The 19,137-nt window shown below is 38.9% G+C and carries 21 protein-coding genes and 1 other RNA gene; 7 read left to right on the forward strand and 15 right to left on the reverse strand.

Going from position 1 to position 19,137, the window contains the following annotated elements; genetic code table 11:
• Positions 1 to 23: 23 nt before the first annotated feature.
• Both ystJ and dnaE read right to left on the reverse strand, forming a co-directional pair.
• On the reverse strand, positions 24 to 1,262 hold the full coding sequence (ystJ, locus tag HPT25_RS01055) for an NADP-dependent malic enzyme (protein ID WP_173058771.1): 1,239 nt from the start codon (positions 1,260 to 1,262) through the stop codon (positions 24 to 26).
• Positions 1,263 to 1,379: 117 nt separating this feature from the next.
• Positions 1,380 to 4,742 carry a DNA polymerase III subunit alpha gene (dnaE, locus tag HPT25_RS01060; protein ID WP_173058774.1) on the reverse strand — a complete coding sequence of 1,121 codons (3,363 nt, stop codon included), beginning with the start codon at positions 4,740 to 4,742 and terminating at the stop codon, positions 1,380 to 1,382.
• Positions 4,743 to 4,898: 156 nt separating this feature from the next.
• On the opposite strand from dnaE, the gene ytrH reads away from it, so the two are divergent.
• Together ytrH and ytrI are read left to right on the forward strand one after the other, a co-directional pair.
• Entirely contained in the window at positions 4,899 to 5,234 is a 336-nt protein-coding gene (gene ytrH / locus HPT25_RS01065; RefSeq protein WP_173058776.1) for a sporulation membrane protein YtrH, read from the forward strand.
• Entirely contained in the window at positions 5,234 to 5,737 is a 504-nt protein-coding gene (gene ytrI, locus HPT25_RS01070) for a sporulation membrane protein YtrI (protein ID WP_173070785.1), read from the forward strand. Before ytrH ends, ytrI begins: the two co-directional genes overlap by 1 nt.
• Before the next feature lie 43 nt (positions 5,738 to 5,780).
• Here ytrI and HPT25_RS01075 read toward each other — a convergent pair whose 3' ends face one another.
• Positions 5,781 to 6,713: a DHH family phosphoesterase gene (locus HPT25_RS01075; protein ID WP_173058779.1), complete on the reverse strand. Its 933-nt coding sequence runs from the start codon at positions 6,711 to 6,713 to the stop codon at positions 5,781 to 5,783.
• Positions 6,714 to 6,811: 98 nt separating this feature from the next.
• Here HPT25_RS01075 and HPT25_RS01080 point away from each other — a divergent pair, with 98 nt between their 5' ends.
• On the forward strand, positions 6,812 to 7,114 hold the full coding sequence (locus HPT25_RS01080; protein ID WP_173058782.1) for a YtpI family protein: 303 nt from the start codon (positions 6,812 to 6,814) through the stop codon (positions 7,112 to 7,114).
• Positions 7,115 to 7,311: 197 nt separating this feature from the next.
• Here HPT25_RS01080 and HPT25_RS01085 read toward each other — a convergent pair whose 3' ends face one another.
• From HPT25_RS01085 to HPT25_RS01095, 3 genes are all read right to left on the reverse strand, one after another.
• On the reverse strand, positions 7,312 to 8,631 hold the full coding sequence (locus tag HPT25_RS01085) for a CBS domain-containing protein (RefSeq protein ID WP_173058785.1): 1,320 nt from the start codon (positions 8,629 to 8,631) through the stop codon (positions 7,312 to 7,314).
• Between the two features lie 189 nt (positions 8,632 to 8,820).
• On the reverse strand, positions 8,821 to 9,057 hold the full coding sequence (locus HPT25_RS01090; protein WP_173058788.1) for a hypothetical protein: 237 nt from the start codon (positions 9,055 to 9,057) through the stop codon (positions 8,821 to 8,823).
• An 84-nt stretch (positions 9,058 to 9,141) separates the two neighbouring features.
• A complete protein-coding gene (locus HPT25_RS01095) occupies positions 9,142 to 9,825 on the reverse strand; it encodes a metal-dependent hydrolase (RefSeq protein WP_173058791.1) in 684 nt (227 codons plus the stop codon).
• A gap of 173 nt (positions 9,826 to 9,998) precedes the next feature.
• Here HPT25_RS01095 and HPT25_RS01100 point away from each other — a divergent pair, with 173 nt between their 5' ends.
• Positions 9,999 to 11,096: a M24 family metallopeptidase gene (locus HPT25_RS01100; protein WP_173058794.1), complete on the forward strand. Its 1,098-nt coding sequence runs from the start codon at positions 9,999 to 10,001 to the stop codon at positions 11,094 to 11,096.
• 49 nt (positions 11,097 to 11,145) lie between these two features.
• A non-coding RNA gene (gene ssrS, locus HPT25_RS01105) (6S RNA) lies at positions 11,146 to 11,340 on the forward strand.
• A gap of 117 nt (positions 11,341 to 11,457) precedes the next feature.
• On the opposite strand, the gene ald is transcribed toward ssrS, so the two are convergent.
• The 4 genes from ald to HPT25_RS01125 form a co-directional block, all read right to left on the reverse strand.
• Positions 11,458 to 12,573: an alanine dehydrogenase gene (gene ald / locus HPT25_RS01110; RefSeq protein WP_173058797.1), complete on the reverse strand. Its 1,116-nt coding sequence runs from the start codon at positions 12,571 to 12,573 to the stop codon at positions 11,458 to 11,460.
• Between the two features lie 77 nt (positions 12,574 to 12,650).
• Entirely contained in the window at positions 12,651 to 12,875 is a 225-nt protein-coding gene (ymaG, locus tag HPT25_RS01115) for an inner spore coat protein YmaG (protein WP_173058799.1), read from the reverse strand.
• A gap of 33 nt (positions 12,876 to 12,908) precedes the next feature.
• Complete coding sequence (locus tag HPT25_RS01120) at positions 12,909 to 13,109, reverse strand: hypothetical protein (protein WP_173058265.1); 201 nt, start codon at positions 13,107 to 13,109, stop codon at positions 12,909 to 12,911.
• 166 nt (positions 13,110 to 13,275) lie between these two features.
• Positions 13,276 to 13,434, reverse strand: coding sequence for a hypothetical protein (locus tag HPT25_RS01125; protein ID WP_173058802.1), 159 nt, complete (start codon positions 13,432 to 13,434; stop codon positions 13,276 to 13,278).
• Between the two features lie 103 nt (positions 13,435 to 13,537).
• On the opposite strand from HPT25_RS01125, the gene HPT25_RS01130 reads away from it, so the two are divergent.
• A complete protein-coding gene (locus HPT25_RS01130) occupies positions 13,538 to 13,984 on the forward strand; it encodes a universal stress protein (protein ID WP_173058804.1) in 447 nt (148 codons plus the stop codon).
• Positions 13,985 to 14,110: 126 nt separating this feature from the next.
• Positions 14,111 to 14,425, forward strand: coding sequence for a hypothetical protein (locus HPT25_RS01135; protein WP_173058807.1), 315 nt, complete (start codon positions 14,111 to 14,113; stop codon positions 14,423 to 14,425).
• Positions 14,426 to 14,455: 30 nt separating this feature from the next.
• Here HPT25_RS01135 and HPT25_RS01140 read toward each other — a convergent pair whose 3' ends face one another.
• From HPT25_RS01140 to tpx, 5 genes are all read right to left on the reverse strand, one after another.
• Entirely contained in the window at positions 14,456 to 14,968 is a 513-nt protein-coding gene (locus HPT25_RS01140; RefSeq protein WP_173058810.1) for a MogA/MoaB family molybdenum cofactor biosynthesis protein, read from the reverse strand.
• A complete protein-coding gene (locus HPT25_RS01145; RefSeq protein ID WP_173058812.1) occupies positions 14,965 to 15,807 on the reverse strand; it encodes an EcsC family protein in 843 nt (280 codons plus the stop codon). The genes HPT25_RS01140 and HPT25_RS01145 overlap by 4 nt, the downstream gene beginning before the upstream one ends.
• A gap of 92 nt (positions 15,808 to 15,899) precedes the next feature.
• Positions 15,900 to 17,096, reverse strand: coding sequence for an acetate kinase (locus HPT25_RS01150; RefSeq protein WP_173058815.1), 1,197 nt, complete (start codon positions 17,094 to 17,096; stop codon positions 15,900 to 15,902).
• 334 nt (positions 17,097 to 17,430) lie between these two features.
• Positions 17,431 to 18,414: a class I SAM-dependent methyltransferase gene (locus tag HPT25_RS01155; RefSeq protein ID WP_173058818.1), complete on the reverse strand. Its 984-nt coding sequence runs from the start codon at positions 18,412 to 18,414 to the stop codon at positions 17,431 to 17,433.
• A gap of 121 nt (positions 18,415 to 18,535) precedes the next feature.
• Entirely contained in the window at positions 18,536 to 19,036 is a 501-nt protein-coding gene (gene tpx, locus HPT25_RS01160; protein WP_173058820.1) for a thiol peroxidase, read from the reverse strand.
• Positions 19,037 to 19,137 lie beyond the last annotated feature (101 nt).

Raw genomic sequence — 19,137 nt, forward strand, 5'->3', positions numbered from 1 at the left:
CTTTTGTAGTTGTCACTTATGTTTCACTCACTTTTTCCAATAAGAGCGAGCCTTTTTGTTTTTTCCTTAATTTCCTCAGGATCTACCTTTATACGTGCAACACCTGTTTCCATTGCAGCTTTAGCCACTGCTGCAGCAACACTAGGAGCGACTCTTGAATCAAATGGTCCCGGAATTACATAATCCGCACTTAACTCATCTTCGTTTATTAAATTAGCAATTGCCTCAACAGCAGCTATTTTCATTTTTTCATTTATATGGGTAGCACGAACATCCAGTGCACCACGGAAAATTCCCGGAAAGGCAAGAACATTGTTCACTTGGTTTGGAAAATCAGATCTGCCGGTACCAACGACTTTTGCGCCTGCTTCTTTTGCTTCTTCAGGCATTATTTCTGGTACTGGATTCGCCATTGCAAAGATAATTGGATCTGGATTCATGGAGGAAACCATTTCTTTTGTTAATGCTCCAGCAACAGAAACACCAATAAATACATCTGCACCTTTTATGACATCGGCAAGACTGCCTGTTTTATTATCTCGATTGGTATATTTAGCAACTTCAGCCTTAACAGAATTCATTCCAACAGGGCGGCCTTCATAAATAGCACCCTTTGTATCACACATAATAATATCTCTGACACCATAGCTATATAATAATTTGATAATGGCAATTCCAGCTGCTCCTGCACCATTTGCCACAACTTTAATTTCCTGCATTTTCTTTCCAGTTAGTTTGAGCGCATTTACCAAACCAGCAACCGTCACAATGGCAGTTCCATGCTGATCATCATGGAATACTGGAATATTTGCTTCCTTTTTCAATCTTTCTTCAATCACAAAACAATTGGGAGCGGCAATATCTTCAAGATTAACCCCACCAAATGTAGGTTCCAGCAGTTTAACTGTTTCTACAATTTTATCAACATCTGTTGTACTTAAACAAATAGGAAAGGCATCAACGCCTGCAAAACTTTTAAAGAGGAGCGCTTTTCCTTCCATTACTGGAAGAGCCGCTTCTGGTCCGATATTCCCTAAACCAAGTACTGCTGTGCCATCAGAAACAACAGCCACCATGTTCCCCTTCATCGTATAATCATATACTGTTTCCGGTTTATCATAAATTTCTTTACATGGTTCTGCAACACCCGGTGAATATGCTAAGCTGAGATCATGGGCATTTCGGACTGGAACTTTCGATTTTGACTCTAACTTCCCTTTATTAATTCGATGCATATGTAATGCTTCTTCCCGTAAAGTCAAGAAATGTCACCCCTTGATTTGAATATAAACATTAACGTTTAAAAAGGCCTGTGATGGTGGTCTGACCACATACCCGTCTCTTTATCACTATAACATATCTTTGAAAGTTGTAAAGAATTATTCTTTTAGCACAACATTGCTTGGCCCAAGGAAATCTCGTAACTGTTCCAATAATTCAGGCATAGGATGAATGTATTGCTCTGCCCCTAATTTGATGGTTTTCCTGGTAGATTCATAATGCAATACAACAGCTGCTCTGCCCTTATGTTTTCTTAATAATCGATTGATGTGCTGCAATGCATTCTCATCTTGTTTATCTGAAGGAATTCTTAAATATAATACTGGCGGTTGGGATAATTTCGTTTTTAACCAGTCATCCATCTCAGATACTTGTTGGATGATAAATTGCAGATTACCTTCCCGTTCTTCTATTTTTCCTTCGAGCAGTGCAAACTTCCCTTGCTGCAGGAACACCGAATATTTTCTGTAAACATTCGGGAACGCGACGGCTTCCATCTCCCCGCTCGAATCACTGATGGTAAGAAAGGCCATTGATTCACCTTTTTTCGTCCGGATCGCCTTCAGCGCGGCTACATAAACCCCTGTGGATACTCTTTCTCCATCAGCGTTTAATTGAAATAATACTTGAGCACCGGAACGTTTTAAGTCCTTTTCATAAATAGAAATCGGATGATCTGAAAGATATATTCCAAGTGCCTCTTTCTCAAAATGAAGCTTATTTTCTTGACTGATCAGGTCAACGGTGACATATTTCGGTTTAGGAATCAAATCTTCCTCAAACAAATCAATTTGATTTCCATCCTCCGGTTTAAAAATTTGTGCGTGTTCAATTGCGACATCTAAGCTTGCCAAAAGGGTTGCGCGATCTTCTCCAAATTCATCAAAGCTCCCTGAATGAACAAGGTACTCAAGTGTTTTTCTATTTATAGCTTTTGATGAAACACGTATGCAAAAATCAAACAGATCTGTAAATTTTCTTGTTTTTCTTGCTTGAATAATTTCCTTTAGCGCTTGTGCACCTACACTTCGAATCGCTGCCAAACTGTAGCGGATCCCTTCTTTTTCAACTTCAAAAGCATAACTGCTTTGATTAACGGAAGGGGGTAGAATGGTTATTTCTTTTTGTTTTGCCTCCATAATATATTGAGAAATCTTTTGTTCATTACCAATGGCAGAAGTAAGTAATCCCGCCATAAAATAAAGCGGAAAATTAGCCTTTAAATAGGCAAGCTGATAGGCAATCATACTGTATGCGACAGCATGGCTTCTGTTAAAGCCATAATTGGCAAATCGGACAATTAAATCATAGATTTCATTTGCAAGTGTAGTGGTATATCCTTTATGAAGTGCTCCTTTGACAAAGTGCTCCCGTTCTTTATCAAGGACCTCCTTTTGTTTCTTCCCAACTGCCCTTCTTAAGAGATCTGCTTCCCCCAAAGAAAACCCCGCCATTTTAGACGCTATTTGCATGATTTGCTCCTGATAGACAATTACGCCGTAGGAATTCTCCAAGATGGGCTTAAGATCTGGATGCGGATATTCTATTTTCTTGCGGCCATGTTTCCTGTCAATAAATAAAGGGATATTCTCCATTGGCCCTGGGCGATACAGGGCATTTACTGCCACAATATCCTCAAATCTTGAAGGCTTCAGTTTAATTAAAACCTTCCTCATTCCTTCTGATTCAAGTTGAAAAATTCCGGAAGTCTCCCCCCGCACTAATAGGTCGAATGTTTTTTCATCATCAAGCGGGATATTCGCAATATCCAGTCTTTTTCCTGTTTTCCGATATATAGAGGAAATGATGGATTCTAGAAGTGATAAATTTCTTAAACCAAGAAAATCCATTTTGAGCAGCCCTAATTCTTCCAGATACTCCATAGAATACTGCGTTAAATAGACATGATTTGATCCTTGTTGAATCGGGACTAATTCTATTAACGGCTTTTCACTTATAACCACACCTGCAGCATGGGTGGATGTGTGGCGTGGAAGTCCCTCCAGCTTTAACGCGGTCTCAAAAAGCCTTCTGTTGAACGGAGATTCCTGAATAAAACTTTTAAGCCCTTCGGATTCCCTTGCTGCATCCTTCAGACTGATCCCAAGGCGTGACGGGACAAGCTTTGACAATTGCTCAAGTTCTTTTGTATTTAACCCAAATACTCTTCCTACATCCCTTAAAGCAGCCTTGGAAGCAAGGGTGCCAAAAGTAATAATTTGAGCAACGTGAAGCGGTCCATATTTATTTACGACGTATTCAATCACCTCATCCCTTCTGAAATCTGGAAAATCGATATCAATATCCGGCATGGATATACGCTCAGGGTTTAAAAACCGCTCGAATAGCAAGTGATGTTCTAGCGGATCCACATCGGTTATATAAAGAACATAAGCAACCAGCGATCCGGCAGCTGACCCCCTGCCCGGTCCAGTCAAAATTCCTCTTGAACGTGCATATCTCATAAAATCCCATACTATTAAAAAGTAATTGCTGAATTTCATTCGCTTTATGACGTCCAATTCATAAGACAATCGTTCCAAGTATTCATTTGAAGGTGAAGGAAAGCGCTCCTTAAGCCCTTTATGACACATCATTTCAAGATACTCATCCGCTGGCATCCCGTTCTCTGTTGGATAAGAAGGTAAATACGTTTTATTTAATTCAATATTGACATGACAGCGATCAGCGATCAAAAGTGTATTTTCCAACGCTTCCGGTAATTCAGAAAAAAGACCAACCATTTCAGCTGTTGTTTTCAAATAAAATTGATCGCTTCCCAATTTCTTACGGTTCTCATCCTGAAGCTTATCCCCATTTTTTATCGCTAACAAACATTCTTGTGAAAAACTGTCTTCCTCTTCAAGATAGCAGACATGATTTGTAGCGACGAGCGGGATCCCCATCTCTTTGGAAAGCAGATATAGCTGTTTGTATAGATTTTTTTCCTGTTCCAACTGATGGTTTTGCAGCGACATGAAAAGTCTGTTGCTGCCGAATATGGCAGTATATTTATGAAGGATTTCTCTTGCTTCATCCATTTTTCCAGCCAGAATGGCTTGTTCAATTTCCCCGTCAATACCTGGTGTTATGGCAATAAGCCCTTCCGAATAGCTTTTTAACCATTTGAGCGGAAGCCCATTATCTGCCTTTGTTTGCACTGCACTTGATATTTTTAACAGATTATTAAATCCCTGATTATTCTCAGCAAGCAGCACTAGAGGGTATGATCCATTATCGTCAAGCGCACCAGCGATATCTACTGTTAGACCCATGATTGGTTTGATCTGATGGTTTCTGCAAAGCTTATAAAATTCAATAGCTCCGTACATAACATTTCGGTCGGTCAGCGCCAGTGCCCGGAAACCTTTTTTTCCGGCATCTTGTACTAAGTCCTGCACTGAAGCCGTACTCGTTAATAAACTATAGGCACTATATACCTGTAGGTGAATAAAAGACATAACCGTCACACCTTTAATTGTTAATTCATTAATATTATAGAACGACTAAGCAAAAAAAGAAAATACGTTCTGTTTTTTCACTCGAAATCATATTTAGCTTTACTTGTCCATATACATGATAGTAAAGGCAATTGATGTATAAGGGCGGTTGAAGGAATGAAAGAAATCGGTTTTTTTCCTGCTTTTATTGAAAGTTATTTTATTGCATTAGGGGTGTTGCTTGGCGGTTCACTTATTGGTGGTATTGCCTCTTTTTTAACCGGACAGCCTCCTTTAACAGCCGTCTATCGTTTGTCATCACTGCTTAGAATCTGGGCAATAGTGGCGGCAATTGGCGGTACTTTTGATGTTGTTTATACCTTTGAGCGGGGAATTTTAAATGCAGATACGAAGGACTTGTTTAAACAATTATTGTTAATTCTCTCAGCGCTTGGTGGTGCACAGACTGGGGCGCTTATTATCAATTGGCTGACACAGGAGCATATTTCATGATGAGGATCCCCCCCTATTACCGTAGACCATCATGGCAGCGTTTTTTTTCAGGCATGGCGATCGGAGGAGCCATCAGCTGGTGTATTTTTGTATATATTAATGGAGTATGGCAGGAAAGGAATACAAAGCTGATTCGAATGCAGCAGCAGGACATCTCGGATTTGAAAGATAGCATTAAGATTTGGCAGGAAGAATATAAGGCAGCCAATAAACGGAATTTAGAAAAGATCACTGTACAAAATATAAATGTTAAAATCTCGAACTGGGAAAAATACAAGCTCGATGAATTCAGTGTCTTTCAAACAGAAGAATCTGTAAAAGATGATATACAAATGATGCTCGCAAAAGATTTAGAAACAGTAGCGAAGAGTAAAGATCTGTTAAAAAAAATTATTGAAAATAAACCGGTAAAAATTAATGAAAAGCGTTATAAACTTAAAGTGAAGGAAATGGTCATTTATACAACACTTACCATCCAGGTTGACATTCAATTTGATGAATAGGAAATGGCTTTTCGTAGCTGTTTCCTATTCATCATCAAGTGATTTATTGAAGAACTGTATTTAATTCCTTCATTACATCTTCTACTTCATCCCAAGAATAGATCGTAGCACCTGAAGCCAATGGGTGACCGCCGCCGTTGAATTTTCTGGCGACACCGTTAATGACTGGACCTTTAGAGCGAAGTCTTACTCGGATTTGATCCTTTTCTTCGATAAAGAAAACCCATGCCTTAATTCCTTTTACATCTCCAAGGGAACCGACTAAAAGAGAGGCCTCTGAAGGCTTCGCGTTATACTCTTCCAGCAGCTCCTTCGTTAATTTAATAAAGGCAGCACCATTTGGCTGAAACTCGAAATTTTGCAATATGTACCCGTTTAATTTGATAATGTTAGGATCCAACTCATACATTCTGTCAAACAGTTCTGTCCTCGAGAATTCATAATGTATTAATTCACCTGCATAGGTGAATGTTTTTTCTGTTGTACTTGGGAATAAGAATCTTCCAGTATCCCCGACAATACCGGCAAATAACAGTCTTGCTGCTTCATCACACAATTTCAAGCCCCTGTCCTTACCAAACAAGTATAATTCATAAATCATCTCGCTGCATGAGCTTGCCGTTGTATCCACCCACAGTAAGTCCCCATATGGATCCTCATTAGGATGGTGATCAATTTTGATCAGCTTATCCCCTAGAGTATAGCGCTTGTCGCAAACTCTATCAGTATTGGCAGTATCACAAACTATGACCAATGCTCCTTGATAGACATCATCTTCTATCTTATCCAGCTTCCGCATGTATTCGAGTGTTGGCTCATCTTGGCCTACGGCGTAAACCTTTTTATTCGGATACGACTCTTTCAAAATTTCTACCAATCCACATTGGGAACCATAGGCATCCGGATCGGGACGAACATGACGGTGAACGATTATCGTATCATATTGCTCAATTAATTCCAAAATTTTCTCTTTCATAAGCTCTCCTTTTTATCGCTGTCATTAGCCACGTGTGGCTTTTTCCAGTTATTCAAGTTAAAATAATAGAAGATTTTTCTATATCTGGAGGAATGAACATGGCTGTACTTGCTGTTTTAATCGTTCTATCATTTGCCTTTTACTTATTTTATAAAACAAAATACATCCGAAGCAACCGTCCTGTTGAAAAGAAATGGCTTTCAGCAAAATCAAATATCGCACTCGGGCTATTTGTTTTGATTTTCGGTGTCAATTCCCTTTTTATTTCACATGCAATCGGTACCTATATTGTTGCTGCAATCTTTATCATTTATGGCGCCACCTTCACATGGGTCGGCATCAAAAAGTATAAACACTATTTGCCATTTGCCATTGAAGAAGCAAAAGAGCTTAATGGATAAAGAAAACTCGCCCGACTGGCGAGCCCGTTAGGGCGAAGACAGGGGCGTAGTTCGCCGAAAAGCACAGCTTTTAGACTGCAAGGCTAATGCTCACGAAGCATTCCTTAGTGCACTTATACCTAATAGGAAAGTTATATTTCCTATCGGCAATATAAAAACTTAAGCCGCTTCTGCTATAGATGCGGCTTAAGTTTTATTTAGGTCCTGTCGATCAGCTGACACATCATCATCGCTTTTCCAACTAAAACACCTTCATTAAAAACCTCTACATCCACTTTCCCAAACTTCCGGCCTACATCCAGCACTTTCGGATAAATTTCAAGTTGACTCTCCATTTGCACCGGTTTGATAAAATAAATCGTCATATTTTCTACGACTAAGTCACCTTTTTTATAGCTTCGCAAAATTCGATTGGCAGCATCCGAAACAATGGTAGTAAATACTCCATAAGATATTGTTCCAAGATGGTTGGTCATTTGCGGCGTTACTTCTAATGTAAATACATCTTCACCTTTAGCCTTTCCTTGCACTAATACCATTTGATTTGTCACAATATCATCAATGGTTTCACCAACCTGTGGCTGCCTTTGATTCATTTGTAATGTTTTTAAAACATCCTGTCTGCTGATAATGCCTTCCAGCCGGTTTGAGTCATCTGATACAGGGAGAACTTCTATACCTTCCCATACCATCATATGGGCGGTTGAAGCAACACTTGTTTTCCCATTGACCGTCATCGGGTTTTTTGTCATTATTTTATCGATGGATGCTTCCAAAACCTGGCCTAAGATGTCTTTACTTGTGACCATCCCTTGGATTTTCATGTTTTGATCCACTACAGGATACCGGCTGTGTGTAGTCTGTTTGTTCAATTCATGCCATCGTGCAACTTTATCAGTGGTCATTAAATAATAAGTTTCAGAAAGCGGTGTTAAAATATCTTCTACTAAAATAATTTCTTTTTTAATCAGCTGGTCGTAAATCGCTCGATTAATCATTGTTGCCACGGTAAATGTATCATAAGTGGTGGAAATAATCGGCAATTCCAGCTGATCGGCAATCCTTTTTACATGCTCCTCCGTGTCGAAACCGCCGGTAATAAGAACTGCTGCTCCTGCTTTTAACGCCAATTCATGAGCTTGTGTCCGATTTCCAACTATAAGAAGGTTGCCGGCTTCTGTATAACGCATCATGGCCTCTAATTTCATTGCGCCAATGACAAATTTATTGAGGGTTTTATGCAATCCGGTTCTGCCGCCCAAAACCTGACCGTCCACGATATTTACAACTTCAGCAAATGTAAGCTTTTCGATATTTTCCTTTTTCTTTCGTTCAATACGAATCGTACCAACACGCTCAATTGTACTTACATAGCCTTTATTTTCGGCTTCCTTTATGGCACGGTAGGCGGTACCTTCACTAACATTCATTGCCTTCGCAATTTGTCTGACTGATATTTTTTCCCCGATTGGAAGCTCATCAATATATTGTAAAATTTGTTCATGTTTTGTAGCCAAGACCTTCACCCTTTTCCAATCCTTCCAGTCAATTAACCAGAATAGTTACATACATTATAAGGTTTAGAAAGCCTTGATTCAATGCGGTTTCTCACAATTTGCTGTATGAATGTTTTTATTGACTTTGCTTCAATCAACAATGATACAAATCATACATTAAAAATCGGAATCAATTTAGCGTCTGATATCCTAATAATAAGATCTGGATTTTTTATTGATACTCTGCGACTTCGACTTTCTAACTTGTTTTTTTGGACTATACAGCAGACCGGTAAGATTTCCTGCAATCACCATCAAAGCAAAGACAAGCCACGTAATGGAGAAGGCCCCTTGTACACCACCTGCAGTTACGGATAATTGGGGCACAGCATAATAAAGCATGAAGCCGCAAAGCAACAGGCAGAGTAAGTATCGGTTCTTTTTCATCAAAATTTTCCTCCTTATATAGGACTGCTTGTATCATTTTTATGCACATAGGAGGAAAAAAAGTATGTGTTTGCCATGAAAGAATTAAATTTCGATAGACTCTCCTGGTTTTAATACCTGGCCATTTTTCTCTTCAAGCAGGTCAATAAATTGATATGGATCCTGCTTGATCGGCGGGAATGTATTGTAATGAATCGGCACGACTTTTTTCGCTTTTAATAGTTTTGCCGCATATGCAGCATCTTCAGGTCCCATTGTGAAATTATCACCGATAGGCAGGAAGGCAATATCAATAGGATGACGTTCACCAATCAGCCCCATATCAGAAAATAACCCTGTATCACCTGCATGATAAATGGTCTTACCTTCATTCATGAACAAAATACCGGCCGGCATCCCGCAATAAACAATTTGTTTGTTTTCACCGTCTTCAAAACCTGAACCATGAAAGGCCTGCGTTAGCTTCACCCTGCCAAAGTCAAATTGATATGACCCTCCAATATGCATACCGTGTGTTTTTACACCCTTCCAGCTTAAATAGGTAGCCAGTTCGGCAGTTGTGACAACAAGAGCTTGATTCCTTTTTGCAAGTTCTACTGTATCTCCGATATGATCACCATGACCATGAGACAAGATAATGACATCTGGCTTTACATCCTCAACTTTCAAATCAGTTAAGCTATTACCTGTTATAAAGGGATCAATCAAAATAGTTTTGCCATCAGAATGAATTTGGACAATAGAATGCCCGTGATAAGATATTTTCATCTCCATTCCCCTTTCTTCAATTCTATAAACTACTTCCATATAAATTTTGGAATTCCTCCATCATTTTATCCATAAATTGATTGTTTTCACACATGATAAGCTCAGATGGTTTACATTTAAATATGATATTGGTACGCTCAATTTGGAGTTAATTTTATTAGGGGGTTCTAGAAATGAATCAGCGATTAGAAAAACTGCAAACGTGGATGAGGGAGAATGAGATTGATGTCAGTTTCTTAACCTCTTCTGAAAATGTATTTTATTTAAGCGGTTATTATACTAACCCGCATGAAAGGCTGCTAGCCCTTGTTGTTTTTCAAGAAAAAGAACCATTCCTGGTTTGCCCCGGCATGGAAATACATGATGCCAAACGCTCTGGATGGGACCATGAAATTATTGGATATAGTGACACCGAAAATCCATGGGAATTGGTTCAACAGTCCATACATAAACGAAATAATAAGTTATCAAAAGCGGCTATTGAAAAAGAGCATATGAATGTAGAACGTTTTGAACAGCTTTCAGGATTGTTTCCTTCTGCATCATTTGTTTCTGCTGAAGAAAAATTACGTCTTCTTCGCATGATCAAGAACGAGAAAGAATTAAAGATCATTGAGGAGGCTTGTGCTCTTGCAGATTATGCAGTGGAATTCGGCTGCAGTGAAATAAAAGAGGGAAAGACGGAGCTGGATGTTCTTAATGCTCTTGAGTATGCCTTAAAGCAAAAAGGGGTTACCGAAATGTCTTTTGCTACCATGGTTTTAACAGGAGCAAACGCTGCTTCTCCACACGGCAATCCTGGACAAACAAGAATTCAAAAAGGAGACCTCGTGTTATTTGACCTAGGTGTTGTGGTCGACCGATATTGTTCTGACATTACCAGAACAGTTGCATTTGGGGATATTAATGACAAGCAAAAGGAAATTTATGATACTGTGTTAAAATCACAATTAGCGGCAATTGAAGCCAGCATGCCTGGCAACACTGCTGCAGAAGTCGATATAACCGCACGAAAAATTATTAGTGAGGCAGGATATGGCGAATATTTCCCACACCGTCTCGGCCATGGTCTCGGCATCAGTGTTCATGAATACCCTTCCATGACATCAACAAATCCGCTGGTACTTGAAGAAGGTATGGTCTACACAATTGAGCCAGGAATTTATGTACCAGATGTTGCCGGTGTTCGAATTGAAGATGATGTTTTTATTACGAAGGATGGAGCAAAGGTTTTAACCAAGTTTCCTAAGGAACTGCAAATTATTAAATAATGGATATTTTTCACATTGAAAAATTAAATAAATTGATGTAATATACAAATACAGGCTGCGTTGTACGTAATATTAATAAAGTTTTAACCTTTAAGCTGTAATAGGGAGTTTTAAAATCAAAGTTATAATGACAAGCCTCTGTCTAAATGACATGGAGGACATGCAGGAAGCTTTGTGCGAACACCCACTTTGAGGAGTGGTGGTTTAAAACTTTCTTATTAAATACGGCAAATGCGGCTCTATTTAAAATGCTAAACCAGCTCCCAAAAGAGCTGGTTTTTTATTATTTGTCTTCAATTCCACGGATTCTATCCGAGCCACCTACTTAAGCTTGCTTAATGGCTCAAATGAAAACAACCTATTATTTAAGCAATTCTCGCGTATCTTTATATTCAATGCCATGGGCTTCAGCCACTGCCTTATAAGTAACATATCCTTTTAACGTATTAACCCCTTTCATTAACGCCTCATTTTCCAAACATGCTTTTTGATAACCCTTATTGGCAATTTCAATGGCATATGGAACTGTAACATTAGTTAATGCAATCGTCGAGGTTCTTGGTACAGCTCCAGGCATATTTGCCACTGCGTAATGGACAACATCATATTTCACGTATGTCGGATTATCATGCGTTGTAATACGATCAGTCGTTTCAAAAATCCCCCCTTGGTCAATTGCAATATCGACGATAACACTTCCAGGCCTCATTGATTTAACCATCTCAATCGTAACCAGTTTCGGTGCTTTTGCTCCAGGGATCAAAACCGCTCCAATTACCAAATCTGCTTCTTGCACTGCTTCAGCAATATTATAATGGTTGGAAATTAAGGTCGTCACATCTGCACCAAAAATATCATCCAACTGCCGCAACCTTTCCGGATTTAAATCAATAATCGTCACTTTTGCGCCTAAGCCAACAGCCATTTTCGCTGCATTTGTGCCCGCCACCCCGCCGCCGATAATGGTCACTGAACCTCTCTGTACTCCGGGAACACCAGAAAGGAGAATTCCCTTACCGCCATATACCTTCTCCAAAAATTGTGCCCCAACCTGTGTTGCCATTCTGCCGGCTACTTCGCTCATCGGGGTCAATAATGGCAGACTTCGATTTTTGAGTTGAACCGTTTCATAAGCAATCCCGATTACTTTTTGATCATTTAATGCCCGTGTTAGTTCAGGTTCGGGAGCAAGATGCAAATATGTAAATAGAATCAAGTCTTCCCGAAAGTATTGAAATTCACCAGGAAGCGGCTCCTTTACCTTCATTACCATTTCCATGGACCATGCATCTTGGGCTGTATCTACAAGCTTTGCACCAGCAGATAAATAGTCTTGATCAGTAAATCCGGAACCAGCTCCTGCCCCTTTTTCGATATAAACCTCATGACCAAATTTCGTCATATTCACGACTCCAGCTGGTGTCATGGCTACGCGATTTTCATTATTTTTTATTTCCTTCGGTACACCGATTCGCATTCTATTACCTCCAACTAATGGTTATGAGTAGAAAAGCTTTGCCCTCCAAAAACGACAAAGCTTTTTTGCAGTTCTTATTAATAAGGATAATATGGGTAAGGATATGGAGATGGATACCCATAAGCATATGGTGCTGATAACAAAGCTCCTGCTGCCAATCCACCTAAGAAAGGTAAGCCAAAACCATAACCAAAGGGGCGGCCACCCCAGCCCCAAGGGTGCCCGTATCCGCCGTAATGGCCAAAATGACCATAGCCATGATGAACCCTTGGATCTAGATATACATGTTCTGCCGATATCATTCTCTATCTCCCCTCATATATTTATTATTTATTTTAAAGAAAAAACGGGAATCCGAAACCTAATCCAAATGGGACACCGAAGCCATAGGGGAATCCAAAACCAAATCCAAATGGCGGTCCAAAAAATGGCCGCCCAAAGCCCCAGCCAAAGCCTCCCCACAGACGAGAGTCGTTATTTACATAATTAAAAGTATGATCATAGGGCAAATTTCTTGGTATCATATACATATTCATACTTTTCCTCCTCACCTATATTCCTATTACACTAAAGAATATGCGGATTCTGAGGCGGATTCTTGGGTAAACGCCTGCTAATTCAACAATTTTATGGTTATTCGCATAAAGAAAAAGGCTGTCCCTCTATAAAAGACAACCTCTTCTTTCTATAACAATTCCACCATTATCCTTCTGTTCGCCTAACATCATCACGATCCGTTATAGCAGTTCCTTGATCAATAAAACCGCTATTATAGGAATCCATAATTTGTTCACTAACTTCATTCGTACCCTGCTCATCAAATTCAAATAAATACTGTCTCTCTGCTTGACGTTTTCCCATTGCAAAAACTCCTTCCTCTTGATGCTACTCCATTATTGTTCGAAAAGATGCAACAGTTATACACTGTTAAATATTGTATACTCTAAGTAAGGAGATGATAATCATGGGACTTAAATATGAACATATTTTAGTTGCAATTGACGGGTCTCAAGAGGCTGAATGGGCATTTAAGAAAGCAATAGAAATAGCTAAAAGAAACAATGCCAAACTGACATTAGTCCATGTCATTGACACAAGGACATTTGCGATGGTAGAAGGCTTTGATAATACATTAGGAGACAGGACAGAATTACAGGCAAAAGAGATGCTTGAAAACTATGTATACCAAGCCAAAGAATTTGGTCTGTCTGATGTTCAATTTGAGATTGACTTTGGGTCACCAAAAATTCGAATTCCTCGTGAATTGGCTAAAAAGCATAAAGTGGATTTAATCATGTGCGGTGCCACTGGCTTAAATGCTGTGGAAAGATTTTTTATGGGCAGTGTTTCAGAACATATTGTCCGCTATGCACATTGTGATGTTCTGGTAGTTCGAACAAAAAAGGACTGACATTAACAAGGAAAAGTACGGAGCTGAAAATGCTTCGTGCTTTTTTCAATTTGAATAGTGTTTTTCTGATGAATGGTTTAAAAATGTGTAGTACAATAAATTCAACTAAAGAATATGGAGGCAATCATGAAAGAGTATTTTGCTTTCGACTATCGTCTCGGCATTTCCCTGCCCGAATTAATCATGGAATGGGACGATTATAACAAAGAAATTCAAGAAAACATTCTATTTGAATGGGAAAAAATTCGCGGCTCAATTCCTGACCGAATCATAGATCTGGAAGATCAAATTAATTATAAACAAGCACAGCTTTCAGACGAAAATGATTTTGTCCGCTCATGTCAATTAAATTCAGAAATAGCCGAACTCGCATCCATCATTAACGATTTATGGCTTTGGTACAGAGCAAATCAAAACATTTCAGAAAAAATCCATCAATAAAAAAAACTCCCCAAGGGAGTTTTTTTACTATCATAAATCTTTTCTTATTTCTCGCACCACATGGCCTATTTCAGGCAAAATTAATTTATTCATGGCCAATTTTACCGCTCCTGAAGAACCAGGAGTAGAGAAAACGGCTGTATTTTTTACTACACCGGCGATTGCCCTGGAAAGAATGGCTGCAGATCCAATATCCTCCTGGTAACTAAGCATTCTGAATATCTCCCCAAATCCGACGATTTCTTTGTCAAGCAATCCCTGAACCGTTTCAATCGTCACATCTCGCATAGCGATACCCGTTCCGCCATTTGTTAAAACGGCATCAATATCTTCTGCTTCACAGCCCTTTAAAATTTCGTCCTTAACCTGCTCCATTTCGTCCTTTACAATAACATAATCGACAACTTGATGTCCGTTCTTTTCAAGCAATTCAATCATCAGGCTGCCGCTTTTATCAGTATCTTTATCCCTTGTGTCGCTTACTGTAATTACTTTGAAGCGAACCGTTTTTGGCGCTGAAAGTCTATGTTCTTTTGTGCTCATTCAAAAAGCTCCTCTTTTTCTTTTAGATAACGAAGCTGATAGTATTTTTGCGCAAAATCCGTTACTTTACGTGTTAATTGATAGTTTACTCCTGCACCAATAGCCATACTGACCAGAGGTATACCCCGAATCAGTTTTTTCCGATAAATTGAAATCACTATTGCTTTTAATATTTGCTGGGCAGGCTGCTCAATCCAGGAAATATTGGTAATTTGATCATTTCCTTCATAAAAATATGGATTTTCAACTTCCTTTAATTCTGCCTTTAATAACTGCCATCCTTCTTTTTGCAGCCTTGTTGGCAATGTTGCTGTATGAAATACCTTTAATGAAGTCATCATTTCGAAAGGTGTATGGACATCAAACCCATAGGAAAACGCAATTAATTGTACAGCCCTTAAATTAATAACCGCCATTGCTGGAATATCCGTCAAAAGCAGCAGGCTACCACCCTTTCCAGTCAAACCTCCTTGAACAAATGAATAGAGACGGTGTCTGGCAATTTGCTGATCTGCTATGTATTGAAGCTTTTCGATTTCAAGCTGACGCAAATCCGTTATTTCTTCTAACACATTATTGAATATTCTGCCTGAAGAAAGAATTCTATCTCTCGCATCCAATTGAAGCTGGGACCCTTGAATGATACCGTGCAAGTGAAATAACCATGTATCCAGAAGGGAAAAAAATTGTCTTTGAATCTTTAGCGGCAATAAGGAAAAAGAACGATCCAGATATTTTTCATAGGTTAGTTGAAAATCATTCGGTTCATAGTTAATCAACTGTTTTTCCCATTCCTGAATTTCATCCAAGACTTTTCTTTCACGATCTGTTAACGGCACACCAGAACCCTCCTTAGAACCTTCTTCTTCCAGTATATCACATATTAAAAAGGCAAAAGCCCAGATTTTCTGGCTTTTGCCTTTCGATTTACTTATTTATTATCATGTGCTAATCGGACAACGTCACGCGCAATCATAACTTCTTCATTTGTTGGAATTACCAGTACTTTTACCGGAGAATGAGGATAGTTAAGGAAAGCTTCCTTGCCTCTTACTTTATTTAATGCAGGATCCCAATAAACTCCCATAAATTCAAGACCCTTTAATACACTTGCTCTAATTGTATCGCTGTTTTCACCAATACCAGCCGTGAAAATAATGGCATCTAAACCGTTCATACGGGCAGAATATGAGCCAATATATTTGTGAATACGGTTGGCGAAAACTTCTAACGCAAGTTGTGCCCGTTGGTTCCCCTGTTGTGCTTCAATCTCGATATCTCTAAGGTCACTTGAAAAACCGGATACAGCCAACATTCCGCTCTTCTTGTTTAAGACATCTAATACTTCTTCTGCTGTTTGATTTGTTTTTTCCATGATAAACGGAATTAACGCAGGATCGATGTTACCGGAACGTGTACCCATCGTTACACCAGCAAGCGGTGTAAAGCCCATAGAGGTATCCAAAGATTTGCCCCCTTGAATGGCTGCGATACTTGCTCCGTTACCAAGGTGGCATGAAATGAGTCGAAGCTGTTCAATTGGTCTGCCTAATAGCTCAGCTGCACGCTCAGAAACATATTTATGACTAGTGCCATGGAAGCCATACTTCCGGATCCCATATTTTTTATAATATTCATATGGAAGGCTATATAAGAAAGAGCTTTCCGGCATTGTTTGGTGAAACGCAGTATCAAATACAGCTATAGCAGGAACATTTGGAAGCACACGCTTAAATGCCTTAATGCCTGTAACGTTCGCTGGATTGTGCAATGGTGCAAGGTCTGATAATTCTTCGAGTCTTGTTAAGACTTTATCTGTAATAAGGACGGAATCATTATATTCTTCTCCGCCATGAACCACACGGTGTCCAATTCCATCAATTTCATCAAGTGATTTAATAATACCTAAGGTTGTTAATTTATCCAAAAGCATCTTAACAGCCACTTCATGATCAGGAATATCTAGTGTTTCCTGCACCTTTTGTCCATTAAACTGAATTGTAAATATAGAATCGTTTAATCCGATTCTTTCGATTAAACCCTTTGTAATAACATCCTCGCTAGGCATTTCAAACAATTGAAATTTAAGCGAAGAGCTTCCTGCATTAATCGCAATAATCTTTGCCATGTTTAAACCGCTCCTTTTATATAACACATCAATAATCTATACTCGCAGTTATACAATTTTTAGTTTGTACAAGCTGCCCCGTTTATTTCCCTCAATTTTTCATTTAATCATTGTGAAACCAACATTTCAAGGACGTTTTTTACTGGCAGCGATTACAAAGAAAATGTAATTTTATTTCAACTATTTCGACTTATTAGAAAATAATTGAACATGTTTTTAGAAAATTTCCGATTAAGCTTGTTTGTAGATATCTGCTCCAATAAACATGAAAATAATCATATCCAACATCCATTTTAAAAATATATAAAAGAAGACACCGAATTTGATTTCGGCGTCAATCTTTGTTTTCTTTAAACCATGTTTCTATTTCTGACAAAATTTTATCCATTTCCTGCCTTTTGGACAGATTGGGAAGGTTGGCCAACAGAGCCTGTTTAGGTGCAGTAATTCCTTCGCCTTTTTTTTGCACAATAAAAATACTCTTGGCGGCTTGTGTATTTTTAAACATGCTGATTGGCAATTGCAATAACCCTTGAACGAACACATGGTCTTTGATAAATTCGTGCAGTTTTCCGGCTTGATCACTTTCAAACAGACTATTAGGAATCACAAAAAATAAATATCCGCCTGGTTTTGTATGAAGGACACTTTGTTCAATAAATAAATGATGTGAATAAGAGTGACCCGATTCAGCCTTTAATTGATACTCTGCGGCACGGATATCGTTTGGATAATAGCCTACTGGCAAATCGGCAACAACACCATCAACAGGGTCAATAAAAAGAGGTTCCAAGCTGTCTTGGTTAAAAAATTGAACAGGATGACCCTGTAAATTAGCATTCACGTATGCAAGCTTAAGCAGTATATCATCAATATCAACACCCACAGCAGAAATTTCTTTTGAAATATGGTTTAGAACCGTCATTAATAAATTACCTGTTCCAACAGCCGGATCCAAAAGACGGAAGGAAGGTTCCTTTATAAACTTACCAGCAAGATACGCTACCAACATTCCTACCGTATCTGGAGTCATTTGATGATTTGGCTGTACATTTTCCTTCATGCCCTTAAGAATGACAAGTTGGAAAGCTCTGCGAATCTCTTCAGGTGAAAAGCGTTCCAAATGGATCTCGCTATATTGCTTACTCAGCCTTTTAACCGCCAGCTCACTTAATTCCTCCTGAAGGATGGAGCCGTGAAACAGGTTCTCTCCTGTTTCTGCCAAGGCTTCCAAGTAGGAATAGCCGAGTTCTTCTTGTAAACTAATTGCTGTTTCATTAAACAGGGTAAATAATTGTTCGATTGGAGACATTTCCATCGCCCTCCATCACTAATTTCCTTTTCCATTTTAGACGAGTATGTATTATTCGTTCAAGTATAAAAGGCCCCGCGTTTGTCGAGGCCTTTACATATTCTTTAAGATTCTTCCGCTTTTCTTTTTACTTTGCAGCTTTAGCAGCTTCCAAAGCAGCTTCATAGTTCGGATGGTTTGTAGCTTCGCTTACATATTCAACATATGTAACTGTATCACTTGAATCTACAACGAAAACAGCTCGTGCTAATAGTCTTAATTCTTTAATTGCCACTCCATATGCTTCACCAAAAGATAGGTCGCGGTGATCTGATAATGTTTGGACATTTTCGATTCCAGCAGCTGCACACCAGCGTTTTTGAGCAAATGGTAAGTCAACACTCACCGTTAAAACCTTTACATTTCCTAAGCTGTTTGCTTCTTCATTAAAGCGGCGAGTTTCAGCGTCACAAACCCCTGTATCAAGTGATGGTACAGAAGTGATTAAACGTACCTGTCCCTTTGTATTTTCCAAGGTTACCTCAGTTAAATCATTTGCAAGAACAGTGAAATTTGGTGCCTTGTCTCCTTCTTTTACTTCGTTTCCTAGTAATGTAATTGGATTTCCTTTAAATGTAACATTCGCCATGAATTACATCCTCCTTTGTCGTATCAAGCAACGCTTGAATATGTACAGTGTTACTATATCTTTTCAGAATTATTTTTGCAATAAATTAGAACTCCATAAAG

It is taken from the genome of Neobacillus endophyticus, assembly GCF_013248975.1.
Classification (GTDB): Bacteria; Bacillota; Bacilli; order Bacillales; family Cytobacillaceae; genus Neobacillus; species Neobacillus endophyticus.

Coding starts and splice junctions, on each gene's coding strand:
- HPT25_RS01150 (WP_173058815.1), bottom strand. CDS start 17,096: ATGGCAAAGATTATTGCGATTAATGCAGGAAGCTCTTCGCTTAAATTT.
- HPT25_RS01125 (WP_173058802.1), bottom strand. CDS start 13,434: ATGGGAAAACGTCAAGCAGAGAGACAGTATTTATTTGAATTTGATGAG.
- HPT25_RS01075 (WP_173058779.1), bottom strand. CDS start 6,713: ATGAAAGAGAAAATTTTGGAATTAATTGAGCAATATGATACGATAATC.
- tpx (WP_173058820.1), bottom strand. CDS start 19,036: ATGGCGAATGTTACATTTAAAGGAAATCCAATTACATTACTAGGAAAC.
- HPT25_RS01140 (WP_173058810.1), bottom strand. CDS start 14,968: ATGAGCACAAAAGAACATAGACTTTCAGCGCCAAAAACGGTTCGCTTC.
- dnaE (WP_173058774.1), bottom strand. CDS start 4,742: ATGTCTTTTATTCACCTACAGGTATATAGTGCCTATAGTTTATTAACG.
- HPT25_RS01095 (WP_173058791.1), bottom strand. CDS start 9,825: ATGAAAATATCTTATCACGGGCATTCTATTGTCCAAATTCATTCTGAT.
- HPT25_RS01120 (WP_173058265.1), bottom strand. CDS start 13,109: ATGAATATGTATATGATACCAAGAAATTTGCCCTATGATCATACTTTT.
- ald (WP_173058797.1), bottom strand. CDS start 12,573: ATGCGAATCGGTGTACCGAAGGAAATAAAAAATAATGAAAATCGCGTA.
- HPT25_RS01130 (WP_173058804.1), top strand. CDS start 13,538: ATGGGACTTAAATATGAACATATTTTAGTTGCAATTGACGGGTCTCAA.
- ytrH (WP_173058776.1), top strand. CDS start 4,899: ATGAAAGAAATCGGTTTTTTTCCTGCTTTTATTGAAAGTTATTTTATT.
- HPT25_RS01155 (WP_173058818.1), bottom strand. CDS start 18,414: ATGGAAATGTCTCCAATCGAACAATTATTTACCCTGTTTAATGAAACA.
- HPT25_RS01135 (WP_173058807.1), top strand. CDS start 14,111: ATGAAAGAGTATTTTGCTTTCGACTATCGTCTCGGCATTTCCCTGCCC.
- HPT25_RS01090 (WP_173058788.1), bottom strand. CDS start 9,057: ATGAAAAAGAACCGATACTTACTCTGCCTGTTGCTTTGCGGCTTCATG.
- ytrI (WP_173070785.1), top strand. CDS start 5,234: ATGAGGATCCCCCCCTATTACCGTAGACCATCATGGCAGCGTTTTTTT.
- HPT25_RS01100 (WP_173058794.1), top strand. CDS start 9,999: ATGAATCAGCGATTAGAAAAACTGCAAACGTGGATGAGGGAGAATGAG.
- HPT25_RS01080 (WP_173058782.1), top strand. CDS start 6,812: ATGGCTGTACTTGCTGTTTTAATCGTTCTATCATTTGCCTTTTACTTA.
- ymaG (WP_173058799.1), bottom strand. CDS start 12,875: ATGATATCGGCAGAACATGTATATCTAGATCCAAGGGTTCATCATGGC.